Raw genomic sequence first — 16058 nt, 5'->3', positions numbered from 1 at the left:
CCATGGCAGAGCGGCTCGAACCGGTTCCCGGCGACTGGAGGCGCGTCTCGCCGAAGCAGGTCGGGGTCGAGCTCGCGGGCAGCGCGAGCATGGCGGTGATCGCCGCGATCGTCGCCATCGCCGCGTTCGTGCTCGGCATCGGCTTCCTGTCCGCCGCGTTCGCCGTGGCCGCGGTCATCGGCCTGATCTCGGCCGCCATCGCCCCCGGCCGGGTCCGCTCCTACGGCTACCAGCTGCGGGACGACGACCTGCTGTTCCGCCGCGGCCTGCTCTACCAGCGCTTCGTCGCGATCCCCTACGGGCGCATGCAGCTCATCGACATCAACAGGGGACCGGTCTCGCGCGCCCTCGGCCTCTCCGAGCTCAAGTTCGTCACGGCCGCCGCCGCCACCAACGTCACCATCCCCGGCCTGCCGGAGCAGGAGGCGGAGGCACTGCGCGACCGGCTGGTCGGGCTCGCCGAGACCCGCCGGGTGGGGCTGTGACCGAGCCGCTCCCCGCCGCTCCCGACGACGCCCTCCCGGTCGCTGCGCCGGACGGCGTGCCCGACCCGGCCGACGCCCTCGCCGACGGCGAGTGGCACCGGCTGCACCCGGCCACCCCGTTCCTCCGCGGCGGCGTCGCATTCCTCGCGATCCTCGGCGTGCTCGTCGCCAATTTCCGCGACCGACTCGTCGAGCTGGCGGTCGGGTTCCAGGAGGAGGACCCGGTCGACCTGCTGATCGACCGGAACCTGCTCCTGCCCGTCCTGGGCGGGGCCATCGCGTTCGTCCTCATCGGCATCGTCGGCTTCTACCTGTCCTGGCGCTTCCACCAGTTCCGGGTGACCGACGAGGTCGTCGAGGTGCGCTCCGGCATCCTCTTCCGCACGCAGCGGCAGGCCCGGCTCGACCGGATCCAGGGCATCAACCTGCAGCGGCCGTTCCTGGCCCGGCTGGTGGGCGCGGCCCGGCTCGAGATCTCGGTCGCGGGGCAGGACGCGAACGTGCGGCTCGCCTACCTCGGGTCGGCCCAGGCCGACGTGCTGCGCCGCGATGTGCTCACTCTCGCGTCCGGCGCCAAGCGGGGCGGCGCTCCCGCGGTCGCCCGCGTGCGCAGCGGCCTGCTCGAGCAGCGGGTCGACGAGCTGCTCGCGCCCGAGCTGGACCCGTCGGAGGCCCCAGCCGAGTCGGTGGTGCACATCCCGCCGGGCCGGATCATCGGCTCGCTCCTGCTCAGCGAGACGACGGTCATCTTCGTGCTGGTCCTCGCGGTGGGGATCCCCTGGGTGGCGATCTCCGGCAACTGGTACGCGATCCTCGGCGTCTTCCCCGCCCTCATCGGCATGGGCGGCGTCATCGTGAACCGCTTCACCCGCACGCTGCGCTACAGCATCGCCGGCACTCCGAACGGCGTGCGCGTCGGCTACGGCCTGCTCTCGACGAGCAGCCAGACCATCCCGCCGGGTCGCATCCACTCCGTCGCCATCCGGCAGCCGCTGCTCTGGCGCCCGGCCGGGTGGTGGCACATCACGACGAACCTCGCGAGCTCCGGCGTGCCGAGCGCGAGCTCGGGCAACGTGGCCGCCACCCGGCTGATGCCGGTCGGCACCCAGGACGACGTCGCGCGCGTGCTCGCGCTCCTGCTGCCCGACCTCCACGGCGAAGAGGGGCTGCTCGACACGAGCCTCACCGGCCGTGGCGGCGACGACGGGTTCGTGAACGCGCCGCCCCGGGCGCGCTGGCTGCGCCCGTTCTCCTGGCGGCGCACCGGGTTCACCCTCACCAGCTCGGCCCTCGTGCTGCGCTCGGGGATCGTGTGGCGCACGGTCGTCCTCGTGCCGCAGGCGCGCCTGCAGAGCGTCGCCCTCGTGCAGGGACCGCTGCGGCGCCGCCTGCGCCTCGCCGGGGTGCACGCGCACACCGTCGCGGGGCCGATCGCCCCGCGGCTCGAGGTGGCGGACGCGGACGTCGCGGTCACCCTCTTCGCCGACCTCGCCGTGGCCGCGGTCACCTCCGGCGCTGCCGACACGACCCACCGCTGGAACGCGTCCGGGAGCGCCCCGTGAGCACGCGACGGTCCGGGCGCCTCGGTGTGGGCATCATCGGTGCCGGCCGGGTGGGGCCGGTGCTCGGGGCCGCGCTCGCCGGAGCGGGACATGCCCTGACCGGCATATCCGCGATCTCCACCGCCAGCCGGGAGCGTGCGGAGGCGATGCTGCCGGCCGTGCCGATCCTGCCCGTGCCGCAGGTGATCGAGCGCAGCGAGCTCGTGCTCCTCGCCGTCCCCGCCGACGAGCTGCCCAAGCTCGTCGAGGGGCTTGCCGCCACCGGCGGGTGGCAGGCGGGCCAGCTCGTCGTGCACACGGCCGCGCGGTACGGCACCGACGTGCTCGCCCCCGCGACGCGGGCGGGCGCCATCCCGCTCGCCATCCACCCCGCGATGTCGTTCACGGGGACGAGCCTCGACCTCACGCGTCTCGCCGAGACCTGGTTCGCGGTGACCGCGCCGACCCCCGTGCAGCCGATCGGCCAGGCGCTCGTGGTCGAGATGGGCGGGGAGCCGGTGCTCATCGCGGAGCAGGACCGCGCCGCGTACGCCGAGGCGATCGAGACGGTGTCCACCTTCTCGAGCGCCGTCATCGACCAGGCGACGCGGATCCTCGCCGGGGTGGGCGTCGAGGCGCCCGGCCGCGTGCTGGGCCCGCTCGCCCGCTCCACCGTCGAGGACGCGCTGTCGCGTGCGACCCCGGATAGCATCGACCTGGCCGATCTTCCCCCCGACGGCTTCGACGAGCTGCAGGAGGACGAGTGACCGGCCCGGTCGTGGCGTCGGACATCGACGCCATCCGCGACGCCGTGCGCACCGCACGCGCGGACGCCGCCGCACGAGGCGTCGCCGACGCCCGCGTCGCCCTGGTTCCGACCATGGGCGCGCTGCACGCCGGCCACCTCGCGCTCGTGCAGCGGGCACGGGAGGTCGCCGACGTCGTCGTGGTGTCGATCTTCGTGAACCCGCTTCAGTTCGGGCAGGCCGAGGACCTCGCCGCCTATCCGCGGACGCTCGAGTCGGACGTCGCCCTGCTCGCCGAGGCGGGCGCGGACCTGGTATTCGCCCCCACCGAGCAGGTCATGTACCCGAACGGGCCGACCGTCGTCCGCATCACCGGCGGGCCCGTCGCCTCCCAGCTGGAGGGCGCGAGCCGCCGCGGCCACTTCGAGGGCGTGCTCACCGTGGTCGCGAAGCTCCTGCACATCGTCGGGCCGGATGCGGTGCTGTTCGGGCGCAAGGACGCACAGCAGGTGTTCCTCGTGCAGCAGATGGTGCGCGACCTCGACTTCCCGGTGACGGTGGAGGTGGTCGACACGGTGCGCGACACCGACGGCCTCGCCCTCTCCAGCCGGAACCGGCGGCTGGGGCCCGAGGCGCGCATCGCCGCCCGCGCCCTCCACGGCGCGCTCGAGGCCGCCGCCTCGGCCGCCGACCGCGGGGTCGACGCGACGATCGCGGCCGCGCAGGCGTCGCTCATGGGCGAGCCCCTCGTCGCGCTCGACTACTTCGCGATCGTCGATCCGGGCACGTTCCAGCCCGTCGACGACGGCTACCGCGGCCCCGCTCGCGTGCTCGTGGCCGCGACCGTCGGCGGCACCCGCCTCATCGACAACGACACCGTCGTCCTCGGCTGATCGCTGCGGGGCTGGTCCCGCCGAATGCGCCCCAGAACACCGAGTGCACCCTGTGCACGGGGTGCACTCGGTGCTCCAGGGCGCGCTCGGCGAATCAGGTGGGCCTCGGCCCCGCCGGAGCCTCAGGTCGAGGCGCGGTAGCGTTGTCGGGCCCGTTCCCCGAGAAGAAGAGGACCACGTGACCGAGGAGCCCCTGCCGTCCGAGCCCACCGAGGCCGAGGTCAGCGAGCAGATGGCGGTGCGCCTCGAGAAGCGGAACCGCGTGCTCGCCGAGGGCGGTGAGGCCTACCCGGTGGGCGTGCCGGTGACCGACACGATCGGCGCCGTCCGCGCCCGGCACGGGAACCTCGCCCCCGACGAGAAGACGGGCGAGACCGTGAGCCTCGCCGGCCGCGTCGTGCACCAGCGGATCACCGGCAAGCTCGTCTTCGCCGCGCTGCAGGCGGGCGACGGCGATCGCATCCAGGTGATGCTGAGCCTCGCCGAGGTGGGGCAGGAGTCGCTCGACCGCTGGAAGGAGCTCGTCGACCTAGGCGACCTCGTCCAGGCCACCGGCGAGGTCATCGCCTCCCGCCGCGGCGAGCTGTCCGTCCTCGTCCGCGACTGGGCGATGGCGGCCAAGGCCCTGCGCCCGCTGCCCAACCTGCACGCCGAGCTGAGCGAGGAGACGCGCGTCCGTTCGCGCTACCTCGACCTGATCGTGCGCGACCGCGCCCGCGAGACGGTCCGCGCCCGCGCGACCGTCGTCGCCTCCCTGCGCTCCACCTTCACCCGCCACGGCTTCCTCGAGCTCGAGACCCCGATGCTGCAGGTGCAGCACGGCGGAGCCTCCGCACGGCCGTTCACAACCCACAGCAATGCGTTCGACACGGAGCTGTACCTGCGGATCGCCCCCGAGCTCTACCTGAAGCGCGCCGCGGTCGGCGGGCTCGAGCGGATCTTCGAGATCAACCGCAACTTCCGCAACGAGGGCGCCGACTCGACGCACTCGCCCGAGTTCGCGATGCTCGAGGCCTACCAGGCGTACTCCGACTACAACGGCATCGCCGACCTCACCCAGGAGCTCGTCCAGGAGGCCGCCCGCGCCGTCGCCGGCTCGACGGTCGTCACCTGGGCGGACGGCACCGAGTACGACCTCGGCGGCGAGTGGGCCCGGATCGGCATGTACGAGTCGCTGAGCGAGGCGGTCGGCGAGGAGATCACCCCGGAGACGCCCCTCGAGCGCCTCGAGCGGCTCGCCGCCGACGTCGAGATCGAGATCGACCACCCGCTGCGCGGCAAGTGGGTGGAGGAGCTGTGGGAGCACCACGTGAAGCCGGGGCTCACCGCCCCCACCTTCGTGCGGGACTTCCCGGTGGACACCTCCCCGCTCGTGCGCGATCACCGCTCCCGCACGGGCGTCGTCGAGAAGTGGGACCTCTACGTGCGCGGCTTCGAGCTCGCGACGGGCTACTCGGAGCTCATCGACCCCGTCATCCAGCGCGAGCGGTTCGTCGAGCAGGCCCGCCTCGCCGCGGGCGGCGACCCGGAGGCCATGCGGGTGGACGAGGACTTCCTGCGTGCGCTCGAGCACGGCATGCCCCCGACGGGCGGCATGGGCATGGGCATCGACCGGCTCCTCATGGCGGTCACCGGCCTCGGCATCCGCGAGACCATCCTGTTCCCCCTCGTGAAGTGAGACGGCGATGAGCTACCTGCCCGACGACGCGTTCCGCGACCCGAAGAAGCCGAAGCCGCCCTCGATGGGCCGGATCGCGGTCTGGCTGTTCGTCGGCGGGGTCGGCGTCTACCTGGTGATCAGCGGCATCATCGGCAGCCTCTCCTAGCCCGCTCCGGGAGCGCCCGCGTAACGAATCGAGGAGAGATCCGCGATCACCGCCTCGGATCAGCATGGATCGGCGCGGCAGGGGCGAGATCTCCTGGATCTGTTACGCAGCCGGCCGCTATCGCCGCTCAGGCGCGGCCGGCGGCGGCCCGGGAGCGGCGCGACACCGAGTCGACGATGACCGCGAGCACGAGCACCGCGCCCGTGACGATGTAGCGCACCGAGCTGTCGAGCGAGAGCAGGGTCAGCCCCAGCGAGATCGAGGTGAGCACGAGCACGCCGAGCAGGGCGGAGAACGCCGATCCACGCCCGCCGAAGAGGCTCGTGCCGCCGATGACGGCCGCGGCGATGGCGTTGAGGAACATGTCGCCGCCGCCGCTCGACTGGTTCGCCCCGGCGAGCCGCGCGGCGGCGAGGATGCCCCCGATCGCCGCGAACGTCGAGCAGAGCACGAACAGCGAGATCTGCACGCGGGCGACCCGGATGCCCGCGCGGCGGGCGCCCTCGACGCTGCCGCCGACCGCGTAGACGGCGCGCCCGAACCGGGTCCGGGTGAGCAGCAGGTGCGTCCCGGCGACGAGGATCACGAACAGCAGCACCATGGCGCCGACGCCCCGCCCGCCGTCCTGGTGCAGGTACCAGCTGCAGGCGAAGAGGAGCAGAGCGAGCGCGCCGACCCGGAGCGCGATGGCCGCGGTGCTGCGCGCCGCGAGCCCCGCCTCGGCCCGCCGCCGGGCCTCCGCGACCAGGCGCCAGGCGACGAGCGCCACGACCGCGGCGTCGATCGTGTACATCAGCCAGGCGGGCACGAACAGCTGCTGGCCGAACTGCACGATCGCCGAGTCGAACGGGATCGTGATCGACCCGGCGGTGCCGAGCACCTGCAGCTGCGCGCCGAGCGCGGCGAGCAGTCCGGCCAGGGTGAGCACGAAGCCGGGCACCCCGAAGCGCGTGTAGAGCAGGCCGTAGACGAGTCCGATGAGCGGGCCGCAGGCGAGCGCCGCGAGCAGCACGATCGGCAGCGGGAGCCCGAGCTGGACGCTGCCGACGGCGAGGATGGCGCCCGCGAGGCCGCTCACCGACCCGACGGAGAGGTCGATCTCCCCGATCAGCAGCAGCAGCACGATGCCGATGGCGATGACGCCGGTCGCCGCCGACTGCATCGTCAGGTTCACGAGATTCGTGGGGCTGAGGAACACCGGGTTCAGCGCGGTGAAGACCGTCCAGAGGATCGCGAGCCCGATCAGCACGGGGGCGACGCCGAGGTCGCCGGTGCGGGCGCGGACGACCCCGGAGGACACGAGCTCCGGCAGCGTGCGCGCGGCGGTGTCGGGATGCTCCGCGACGCGGCGTGGTCCCTGCCTCATTCCGGGTCGTCCCCGCCCCGACGGGAGTGGTCCATCGCGCCGGTGATGGCGGCGATGAGCGCGTCGCTCGAGGTCTCCGACGCCCGGAACTCACCGTTGTTGCGGCCGAGGCGGAGCACGACGACTCGGTCGGCGACCGCGAGGACGTCGGCGATGTTGTGGCTCACGAGGATGACGCCGAGCCCGCGGTCGCGGAGCCGCTCGATGAGGTTGAGCACCTCGGCGGTCTGCGACACCCCGAGGGCGGCCGTCGGCTCGTCGAGGATCACCACGTGCGGATCGCCGATGAGCGAGCGCGCGATCGCGACCGTCTGCCGCTGCCCGCCGGAGAGCGAGGCGACCGGCACGCGCACATCGGTGATGCGGGCATGAAGCTCGCGCAGCAGCCCCCACGACCGCTTCTCCATCTCGACCTCGTCGAGCGCGCCCGCGCGGGTGAGCTCGCGCCCGAGCCACAGGTTCGAGACCACGTCGAGGCTGTCGCACAGCGCGAGGTCCTGGAACACGGTCGCGATGCCGAGGTCGAGGGAGTCGGTCGGCGAGTCGATCGGCGTCAGCTGTCCGAAGAAGCGGATCGAGCCGCCGTCGGCCGGGTGGACGCCCGCGAGGATCTTCACGAGGGTCGACTTGCCGGCGCCGTTGTCGCCGACGATCGCCACCACCTCGCCCACGTGCACGTCGAGGTCGACGCCGGTGAGGGCGCGCACCGCCCCGAACCTCTTGGTGATGCCGCGCAGCGAGAGGATGCGGTCCGGATGCTCGTCGGGACGCGCGACGGAGAGGGCGGGACCGGGCACCCGTCGATTCTCCTCCGCCCGGCTCACCGGAGCCCCGCTTCCGCGCACGCCGCCGCGTAGCTCTGCGTGCAGATGTCGTCGACCGAGTACACGCCGTCCGCGACGACCGTCGAGAGGATGCTGTCGCGCGTCACCACGACGGCCGGCAGGATCGTGGCCGGTGTGCCGTGCACGGTCGTCTCCGCCTGCACCGGCTCGCCCTTGACGAGCGCGACGGCCGCCTCGGCCGCGAGGCGAGCCTGCTGGCGCATCGCCTTGTAGATCGTGAGGTACTGGTCGCCGGTCACGATCCGCTGGATGCCGGCGAGCTCCGCGTCCTGGCCCGACACGACCGGCATGGGGGAGACGTTCGCGGCCTTGAAAGCGGCGATCGCGCCGCCCGCCGTCCCGTCGTTGGCCGCGTAGACGCCGACGATCCGCGAGCCGAACCGCGTGATCTGCCCGGCCACCCAGTTCTGGGCCTGGTCCGGGCTCCAGTCCGGGGTGTCGTACGCGGCGAGCACCCGCAGCCCCGCGTCCTCGATGGCGCGCTCCGCCCCGCGCTCGAACTCCCGGGCGTTCGGATCGGTCGGCGACCCGTTCACCATGAGCACGCCGCTGTCGCCCGGCGTGGAGCCGACCGCCTCCGCGAAGGCCTCGCCCTGCAGCTCGCCGATCCGCTCGTTGTCGAAGGAGACGTAGTAGGCGAGCTCGCCTCCCGAGGGAAGCCGGTCGTAGGCGATCACGGGAACGCCCTGCGCGTTCGCGGCCGTGACGATGCTGACGGCCGCCTGCGCGTCGACGGGGTCGAGCACGAGCACCCGCACGCCGGACGCGAGGGCCGCCTCCGCCTGCGCCTGCTGCTTGGACGGGTCCTGGTCGGCGTTCGAGTAGAGCACGCGGTACGACCCGAGCTCGCCGAGCCGCTCCTCGAACGCAGGACGGTCGACGGACTCGTAGCGCGCCGTCTTGGCCTCGGGGAGCAGCAGCGCGATCGTCGTCTGTCCCGACCCGGCGCCGGCGCAGCCGCCGAGGGCCGCCGCGAGCACGAGCGAGGCGAGGAGCGCCAGCAGGCGGAGCGGCCGGGTCACGCTCACGCTCCGACCGAGGCGACCGCCGAGTCGCCGACCACGCCGATGCTCTCGATGGCGAGGGCGACCGCGCCGACCAGCTCCGCGCGCTCGCCGAGCTCGCCCCGCACGATCCGGGGGCTGTCGGTGAGCCCCGCGAGCACCGATCGCTCGAGCGAGTGCCGCAGCGGCGCGAGCAGGGTCTCGCCCGCCGTCGCGAGCTCGCCGCCGACGACGAGCACGTCGGGATCGAACAGGTTGCAGAGGTTGGCGGCCGCGATGCCGATGTGGCGGCCCGCGTCGGCGATGACGCGGCGCGCGCTCGCATCCCCGGACTCGGCGCGGGCGAGCAGGTCGCGGAGGCGCTGCATGCCGGGATCGCCGCGGAAGAGGTCGAGCAGCGCGGGGCCGCCGGCGAGCGTCTCGAGGCAGCCGCGGGAGCCGCAGCGGCAGATGGGGCCGTTCTCGTCGATCGTCACGTGCCCGATCTGGCCCGCCTTGCCGGTCGTGCCGCGGAACACCTCGCCGCCGATGATGAGCGCCCCGCTGATCGTGTGGCCGACGCGCACGTAGGCGAGGCCGCGCGCGTCGGTTCCCGCGCCGTACCGGTACTCGGCCAGCGCGCCGACGTCGGCGTCGCTGTCGACCACCACCGGGCGCTGCAGGCGCGCCTCGAGCTCCTCGCCGATGTGCACGCCCTCCCAGCCGCGCAGGATGCCGGGCGCCGACACCCGCCCTGTCGTGCGGTCGACCGGCACGGGCAGGGCGAGCCCGACGGCGAGCAGGTCGGGCAGGCCGGCGCCGAGCGTCTCGAGCATGTCGCTGAGCAGCAGCGCCGCCCGGTCGAGCTCCCGGTCGTACCGGTGCTCGAGCGCGACGGGCACCGAGTTCTCGGCGACGACGGTGTGGGCGACGTCGGCGACCGCCACGCGCAGGTGGCGCGAGGAGAAGTGCAGCCCGGCGACGAGCCCGAGCTGGCGGGCGAGGGTGACCTCCACCGCCCGGCGGCCGCTCCGGGAGGACGCGGAGGTGTGCACGATGCCGTAGCCGGACAGCTCCTTGACGATGTTCGACACCGTGGCGGGGGAGAGGCCGGTCACGCCGGCCAGCTCGACCTGGGTCAGCCGACCGTAGACCTTCAGCGAGTCGACGATGCGGGCCCGGTTGGCTTCACGCAGTGACGTCTGAGACCCCGGGGTCGGCCGTCGACTCGTCACGCGAGCACACTACCGCCGACCCCCGCCCGATCCCGGCGGAAAGCGGGGCCGAGGAGGGGGCAGGGGCAGGCGTGACCGGATCGTTATATTGACTTGATTTGTTGATGGCAGCCGGGGCCCGAGAAGGCGTATCGTCCCCTATCGGGTCGTGTTGAGTTCAAGACTTGAACGATTGCCTGCGCGTCGCTATCGTCGCTCAACGCGCGGCACGTCCCGCTGAGCACCACCCCGACAAGGAGGTCACATGCCCCCGAGCGCTCCTGCCATCCTCGAGATGCGCGGCATCACGAAGCGGTTCCCCGGCGTGATCGCCCTCGACAACGTCAATCTCACGGTGCGCGCCGGCGAGATCCACGCCATCTGCGGCGAGAACGGCGCCGGCAAGTCCACGCTCATGAAGGTGCTGTCAGGCGTCTACCCGCACGGCACCTACGAGGGCGACATCGTCTACAACGGCGAGACCGTCGAGTTCAGCGGTATCAAGCAGAGCGAAGCCGCGGGCATCGTGATCATCCACCAGGAGCTCGCGCTGATCCCCGAGCTCTCGATCATGGAGAACATCTTCCTCGGCAACGAGCCGCGACGGCGCGGCGGTCGGGGCGCCATCGACTGGCGGGCCGCCCACCAGACGGCCGTCGAGCTCCTTGCCCGCGTCGGCCTCACGGACGACCCGGACACGAAGATCAAGAGCATCGGCGTCGGCAAGCAGCAGCTCGTGGAGATCGCGAAGGCGCTCAACAAGAACGTCAAGCTGCTGATCCTCGACGAGCCCACCGCGGCCCTCAACGAGAGCGACTCGCGCCACCTGCTCGACCTGCTGCGCGGACTCCGGAGCCGCGGAATCACGTCGATCATGATCAGCCACAAGCTCAACGAGATCGAGGCGATCGCCGATTCGATCACGATCATCCGCGACGGCCACACCATCGAGACCCTCGACGTCGCCGCCGGCGGCGTCGACGAGGACCGCATCATCCGCGGGATGGTCGGCCGCACCCTCGAGAACCGGTTCCCCGCGCACGACGGGTCCTCGATCGGCGAGGTGTTCTTCGAGGTCCGGGACTGGACGGTGCGCCACCCGCTCGACCCGGAGCGCCTCGTCGCGAAGAGCTCGAGCTTCACGGTCCGCCGCGGCGAGGTGGTCGGGTTCGCCGGACTCATGGGCGCCGGGCGCACCGAGCTCGCGATGAGCATCTTCGGTCAGTCCTACGGCACCAAGATCGCCGGCAAGGTCTTCCTCGACGGCCAGGAGATCACGATCAACAACGTCGAGGACGCGATCCAGCACGGCATCGCCTACGTGAGCGAGGACCGGAAGGCCCTCGGCCTCAACCTCCTCGACGACATCAAGACGAGCATCGTCTCCGCGAAGCTGTCGAAGATCTCGACGAAGCGCACCGGCAGCATCAACGCCTACAAGGAGCACGCGGTCGCCGACGAGTACCGGAAGTCGCTGCGGATCAAGACGCCGACCGTCGATGAGGGCGTCAGCAAGCTGTCCGGCGGCAACCAGCAGAAGGTCGTCCTCGCCAAGTGGATGTTCACCGATCCCCGGCTGCTCATCCTCGACGAGCCGACCCGCGGCATCGACGTCGGCGCCAAGACCGAGATCTACCAGATCATCCGCCGCCTGGCGGAGAGCGGTGCGGGGGTCATCCTCATCTCCTCCGAGCTGCCCGAGCTCCTCGGCGTCGCCGACCGCATCTACACCATCTTCGAGGGCCGGATCACGGACGAGCTCCCCGCCTCCGTGGCCGACCCCGAGACCCTCATGAAGAGCATGACCTCGAACCGGAGGAAGGAAGTCGTCTCATGACGAACACGAACGCGCCCGCCCAGCGATCCGGCGGACTCCGCGACCTGAGCAAGATGTTCGGGGGCAGCACCTCCGGGCTGCGCCAGTTCGGCATCCTCGGCGCCCTGGTGCTGATCATCGTGATCTTCCAGATCCTCACCGGCGGCAAGACCCTCGACCCCGGCAACGTGATCAACATCGTGCGCGCCAACGCGTACGTCCTGATCCTCGCCATCGGCATGGTCATGGTGATCGTCGCCGGCCACATCGACCTCTCGGTCGGCTCGGTCGCCGCCTTCTCCAACATCGTCACCGTGATGCTGCTGAAATCGGTGGACTCCGCCTGGCAGGTCTCGGACGACGGCGGGGCGGTGACCAAGGGCATCCTCATGAGCCTGCTCGCCATCGGCATCGCGGTCGCCATCGGAGCGCTGGTCGGGGCCTGGCACGGCTTCTGGGTGGCGTACGTCGGTGTGCCCGCCTTCATCGTGACCCTCGCGGGCATGCTCATCTTCCGAGGCGCGAACCAGTTCGTCGGCCGGTCCACCCCGCAGACGGTGCCGGACTACCTCGGCTACATCGGCGGCGGCTACATCCCCGACTTCCCGCCGTACTTCCCGTTCAGCAACGGCACGGTCATCCTCGGCCTCATCGCCGCGGCCGCCGTCATCTGGAACGAGCTGCGGATGCGCCGGCGCCAGCGCGAGATGGGCGCCGTCATGGCGCCCGGCTGGGTCAGCGCCGTCAAGGTCGTGCTGCTCGTGCTGGTCATCGCGCTCGCGACCTACCTGTTCGCCACGGGCCGCCCCGGCACGAGCTTCCCGATCCCGGGCATCATCCTCGTGCTCCTGGTGCTCGCCTACTCCTTCATCACCAACAACACGGTGACCGGGCGCCACATCTACGCGGTGGGCGGCAACTGGCACGCGGCGGAGCTCTCGGGCGTGAACATCAAGCGCACGAACTTCTTCGTGATGATGAACATGTCGGTCCTCGCCTCGCTCGCCGGCATCGTCTTCGTCTCGCGCTCCCTCGCCACCGGTCCCGGCGACGGCACCGGTTGGGAGCTCGACGCGATCGCGGCCGTCTTCATCGGCGGCGCCGCCGTCTCGGGCGGCATCGGCACGGTCATCGGGTCGATCATCGGCGGTCTCGTCATCGCGGTCCTCAACAACGGCCTGCAGCTGATGAGCGTCTCGAGCGATCAGGTCCAGATCATCAAGGGCCTCGTGCTGCTCGTCGCCGTCGCCCTCGACGTCCTGTCCAAGCGGACCGGCGGGCGCTCGCTCCTCGCCCGGTTCCGTCGCCCGGGCGGCGACTTCGCCGCCCTCGACCGCCCCGACGTCCCGCCGGCCGAGAACTCCGCCGAGGCGTCGTCGCGGCCCAAGAGCACCGTTCCGAACCCCTAGGTCCGGCACGGAAACCCCGGGGCACCGCCCCTACCTGCACCACCAAGAGAACGAAAGAGATGCAACGATGCGCAAAGTCATGATCACAGCCGCGGCGGTCGCCTCGGCTGCCGTCCTCGCCCTGTCGGGCTGCTCCGGCGCCTCCGACCGCGGCGGCGACGCCGGCGGCGGCGACGCGGCCAGCGGGTTCGAGGAGGGGTCGGTCATCGGCGTCGCCCTTCCGGACAAGACCAGTGAGAACTGGACGATCGCGGGCGAGATCTTCACCGACGCCCTCACCGAGGCGGGCTACGAGCCCAACGTCCAGTACGCCGGCTCCACCTCGCCGGTCCCGGACCAGCAGGCCCAGATCAGCACGATGATCCAGGACGGCGCGAAGGTCATCGTCATCGGCGCCAACGACGCGAAGCAGCTCGGGTCGCAGGTCGCCGACGCCAAGGAGCAGGGCGTCACGATCATCTCCTACGACCGCCTCATCTCGGACACGGAGAACGTCGACTACTACGTCGCCTTCAACAACTTCAAGGTGGGCCAGGAGCAGGGCCAGGCGCTGCTCGACGGCCTCGCCGCGAAGTTCCCGGACAAGACGACCTACAACATCGAGCTCATCGCCGGTGCGGCGACCGACCCGAACGCGGCGGTCTTCTTCAACGGCGCGATGGACGTCCTCCAGCCGAAGATCGACGACGGCACGCTCGTCGTCGTGTCCGGCCAGGACACCTTCGAGCAGGTCCAGACCGACAAGTGGGACCCGGCCAACGCCCAGTCCCGCATGGACACGGTGCTGCAGGGCTTCTACCAGGGTGACGTCGCCATCGACGGCGTCCTCGCCCCGAACGACACCCTCGCCCGCGCCGCCATCCAGTCGGTGAAGGACGCGAGCAAGGGCCCGATCGTCGTCACCGGCCAGGACTCCGAGGCCGCGTCGATCCCGCTCATCATGTCGGGCGAGCAGTACATGACCATCTACAAGGACACCCGCAAGCTGGTGGCCCAGACGGTCGAGATGATCAAGTCCCTCGCCGCCGGCGAGGAGGCGGAGACCAACGCCGAGGAGGACAACGGGGCCAAGGAGGTTCCGACCTTCTACCTCGACCCGGTCGTCGTCACCGCGGAGAACGCCGCCGAGGTGTACAAGGACAACGACACGCTCTTCCCGCTGACCCAGCAGTAGAACGAGTCGAGAGGAGGCGCCGCCGGGATCCCCGGCGGCGCCTTCGCCGTTCCGGCGTATCCTGAAGGGGTCATGGACTACTTCTGGAGCGTCGTGTGGGCGGTCAGCCCCACGATCCTCGTCGGCCTCGCGTTCTGGTTCATCATGTGGTCGATCATCCGCATCGACCGGCACGAGCGGAACGCCCAGGCGAAGGTGGAGGCGCAGGAGCGCGCCCGCCTCGCCGCCCGGCCCTCCTCGCACTGACGGACCCCGCCGACCTGCCCGCTTCTGCGGCAGGTCGGGCGCGAGTTGCCGCAAGAGCGGGCGGTTCAGCCCCTCGCTTGCCGAGCGTGCACGAGCAGGTCGCCGAGCCTCAGCGAGCGCCGTAGTAGGCCCGCCGGCCGGAGAGCCGCAGCTCGATCTCGCGCATCGCGAGCGCGGCCAGATCGGTGAGGTCGCCGAGCTGCTGGGAGCTGAACGCGCGGGGGCGCCAGTCGTAGACGCAGAGGGCGCCGATCCGGTAGCCGTCCTCGGTCACGAGCGGCGCCGCCGCGTACGCACGGATGCCAGATCCGCCGGCCACCACCGGATGGGCGCGCAGATGCTCCTCGGCGAGCAGGTCCGGATACGCGACCGTCCCGCGGGCGTCGACCGCCACCGTGCAGAGCGTCTCGTTCCGGTCGATCCTGGCGACATCCCGGCCGTTTCCGGACTTGTGCCAGACGTGGTCCGCGTCGACGATCGAGACGGCGGCGACGGGCGCGTCGAGCAGGCGCTTCGCCAGGCGGGTGACCGAGTCGAAGGCGTCGGGAGCCGGCTCCTCGAGCACGTTGAACCGGCGCGCCGCGGCCGCCCGGCCCGCCTCGCCCGAAGCATCGGAGCCGACCACGCCGGCCGCCACCAGTTCGTCGACGTAGGAGCGCTGCAGACGGTTCGCCGCCGCGGGCAGGGTCATGCGCTTCTTCGGGTCCCGCGCCGTCATGCCGCGCAGGGTCTCGGCGAGGAGCGGGGGAAGGGTCTCGGGGACGGCGGGGTCCCGGCGCATGCGCTCCACGAGCGTCTCGTGCGGAGTCCCGGGGAACTCGACCACGCCGGTCAGCGCCTCGAGCAGGACCAGCCCGAGGGCGTACACGTCGGAGGCGCGGGACGGGGATGCGCCCGCCACCTGCTCCGGGCTGAGGTACGCCGCAGTGCCCGTGGTCGTCTGCCCCAACGTGCGCTCGCCGATGATCGTCGCGATGCCGAAGTCGGTCAGCTTCCCGCGCAGGCGGATTCCCGCGTCCCGGTCCGCGAGCAGCACGTTGGCGGGCTTGATGTCGCGGTGCAGGAAGCCGTTCTCGTGCACGTAGTGCAGCGCCTCGACCAGGTCGATCGCCAGGTAGGTGACCTGCAGGGGCGTGAGCGGGCCACGGCGGAGGCGCTCCTTGAGGTCGTCGCCCGGGATGTTCTCCATCACGAGGTAGATCTGCGGCCGATTCGGCGCGGACACGTCGACGCCGGCGTCGAAGAGGGTGGTCAGCGCGTGGTGGTTGAGGCCGGCCACGAGCTTCGCCTCGGCCGCCTGCAGCCGCAGCCGGTCGGCGTCGTCCGCCAGCGCGGTGAAGACCTTGATCGCCACCTCCCTGCCGAGGAGCGTATCGTTCGCGGTGTAGACGGTGGCGTGGCCGCCGGATCCGATGGCGGGACCGAGGACATATCGGCCATTTGCGAGGGTGAAGGAGTCGGCGGGTTGCTCGGGCAGCGGGGGCTCCAGGACGGGCGTGCGGGCGGGTCATCGG

General features: G+C 71.7%; 15 protein-coding genes. 10 read left to right on the top strand and 5 right to left on the bottom strand.

Translation table 11 applies throughout. From position 1 onward, the window contains the following. Positions 1-2: 2 nt before the first annotated feature. The 6 genes from J3P36_RS10175 (at position 3) to J3P36_RS10150 (ending at position 5491) form a co-directional block, all read left to right on the top strand. On the top strand, positions 3-485 hold the full coding sequence (locus tag J3P36_RS10175; protein WP_210507687.1) for a PH domain-containing protein: 483 nt from the start codon (positions 3-5) through the stop codon (positions 483-485). Continuing rightward, entirely contained in the window at positions 482-2047 is a 1566-nt protein-coding gene (locus J3P36_RS10170) for a PH domain-containing protein (RefSeq protein ID WP_210507685.1), read from the top strand. The genes J3P36_RS10175 and J3P36_RS10170 overlap by 4 nt, the downstream gene beginning before the upstream one ends. After that, the gene (locus J3P36_RS10165) at positions 2044-2793 is read left to right on the top strand and encodes a DUF2520 domain-containing protein (protein ID WP_307807036.1); all 750 of its coding nucleotides are present in this window, start codon (positions 2044-2046) and stop codon (positions 2791-2793) included. The genes J3P36_RS10170 and J3P36_RS10165 overlap by 4 nt, the downstream gene beginning before the upstream one ends. Continuing rightward, positions 2790-3665, top strand: coding sequence for a pantoate--beta-alanine ligase (gene panC / locus J3P36_RS10160; protein WP_210507683.1), 876 nt, complete (start codon positions 2790-2792; stop codon positions 3663-3665). Before J3P36_RS10165 ends, panC begins: the two co-directional genes overlap by 4 nt. 232 nt (positions 3666-3897) lie before the next feature. Beyond that, the gene (gene lysS, locus J3P36_RS10155; RefSeq protein WP_210507902.1) at positions 3898-5343 is read left to right on the top strand and encodes a lysine--tRNA ligase; all 1446 of its coding nucleotides are present in this window, start codon (positions 3898-3900) and stop codon (positions 5341-5343) included. A 7-nt stretch (positions 5344-5350) separates the two neighbouring features. Next, positions 5351-5491, top strand: coding sequence for a hypothetical protein (locus J3P36_RS10150; protein WP_210507681.1), 141 nt, complete (start codon positions 5351-5353; stop codon positions 5489-5491). 127 nt (positions 5492-5618) lie between these two features. Here J3P36_RS10150 and J3P36_RS10145 read toward each other — a convergent pair whose 3' ends face one another. The 4 genes from J3P36_RS10145 to J3P36_RS10130 are packed head-to-tail and all read right to left on the bottom strand — an operon-like array spanning position 5619 to position 9920. Then, on the bottom strand, positions 5619-6857 hold the full coding sequence (locus J3P36_RS10145) for a sugar ABC transporter permease (protein ID WP_210507679.1): 1239 nt from the start codon (positions 6855-6857) through the stop codon (positions 5619-5621). After that, the gene (locus tag J3P36_RS10140) at positions 6854-7654 is read right to left on the bottom strand and encodes an ATP-binding cassette domain-containing protein (RefSeq protein ID WP_210507677.1); all 801 of its coding nucleotides are present in this window, start codon (positions 7652-7654) and stop codon (positions 6854-6856) included. The genes J3P36_RS10145 and J3P36_RS10140 overlap by 4 nt, the downstream gene beginning before the upstream one ends. A 23-nt stretch (positions 7655-7677) precedes the next feature. After that, positions 7678-8724, bottom strand: coding sequence for a substrate-binding domain-containing protein (locus J3P36_RS10135; protein ID WP_307807035.1), 1047 nt, complete (start codon positions 8722-8724; stop codon positions 7678-7680). 2 nt (positions 8725-8726) lie between these two features. Then, positions 8727-9920: an ROK family transcriptional regulator gene (locus J3P36_RS10130; protein ID WP_210507675.1), complete on the bottom strand. Its 1194-nt coding sequence runs from the start codon at positions 9918-9920 to the stop codon at positions 8727-8729. Between the two features lie 244 nt (positions 9921-10164). Between J3P36_RS10130 and mmsA the strand changes: the two genes are divergently transcribed. The 4 genes from mmsA (at position 10165) to J3P36_RS10110 (ending at position 14544) form a co-directional block, all read left to right on the top strand. Continuing rightward, entirely contained in the window at positions 10165-11736 is a 1572-nt protein-coding gene (mmsA, locus tag J3P36_RS10125; protein ID WP_210507673.1) for a multiple monosaccharide ABC transporter ATP-binding protein, read from the top strand. Next, positions 11733-13124: a sugar ABC transporter permease gene (locus J3P36_RS10120; protein WP_210507671.1), complete on the top strand. Its 1392-nt coding sequence runs from the start codon at positions 11733-11735 to the stop codon at positions 13122-13124. Before mmsA ends, J3P36_RS10120 begins: the two co-directional genes overlap by 4 nt. Before the next feature lie 67 nt (positions 13125-13191). Further along, positions 13192-14298, top strand: a complete 1107-nt coding sequence (locus tag J3P36_RS10115; RefSeq protein WP_210507669.1) for a sugar-binding protein — start codon at positions 13192-13194, stop codon at positions 14296-14298. A gap of 72 nt (positions 14299-14370) precedes the next feature. Beyond that, entirely contained in the window at positions 14371-14544 is a 174-nt protein-coding gene (locus J3P36_RS10110) for a hypothetical protein (protein WP_210507667.1), read from the top strand. 109 nt (positions 14545-14653) lie between these two features. On the opposite strand, the gene J3P36_RS10105 is transcribed toward J3P36_RS10110, so the two are convergent. Beyond that, positions 14654-16021 carry a protein kinase gene (locus J3P36_RS10105; protein WP_246854602.1) on the bottom strand — a complete coding sequence of 456 codons (1368 nt, stop codon included), beginning with the start codon at positions 16019-16021 and terminating at the stop codon, positions 14654-14656. Positions 16022-16058 lie beyond the last annotated feature (37 nt).

The organism is Naasia sp. SYSU D00057 (assembly GCF_017916505.1).
Classification (GTDB): Bacteria; Actinomycetota; Actinomycetes; order Actinomycetales; family Microbacteriaceae; genus Naasia.
The sequence above is the reverse complement of the archived record's forward strand: the minus strand, read 5'-3'. Positions and strand labels throughout refer to the sequence as shown.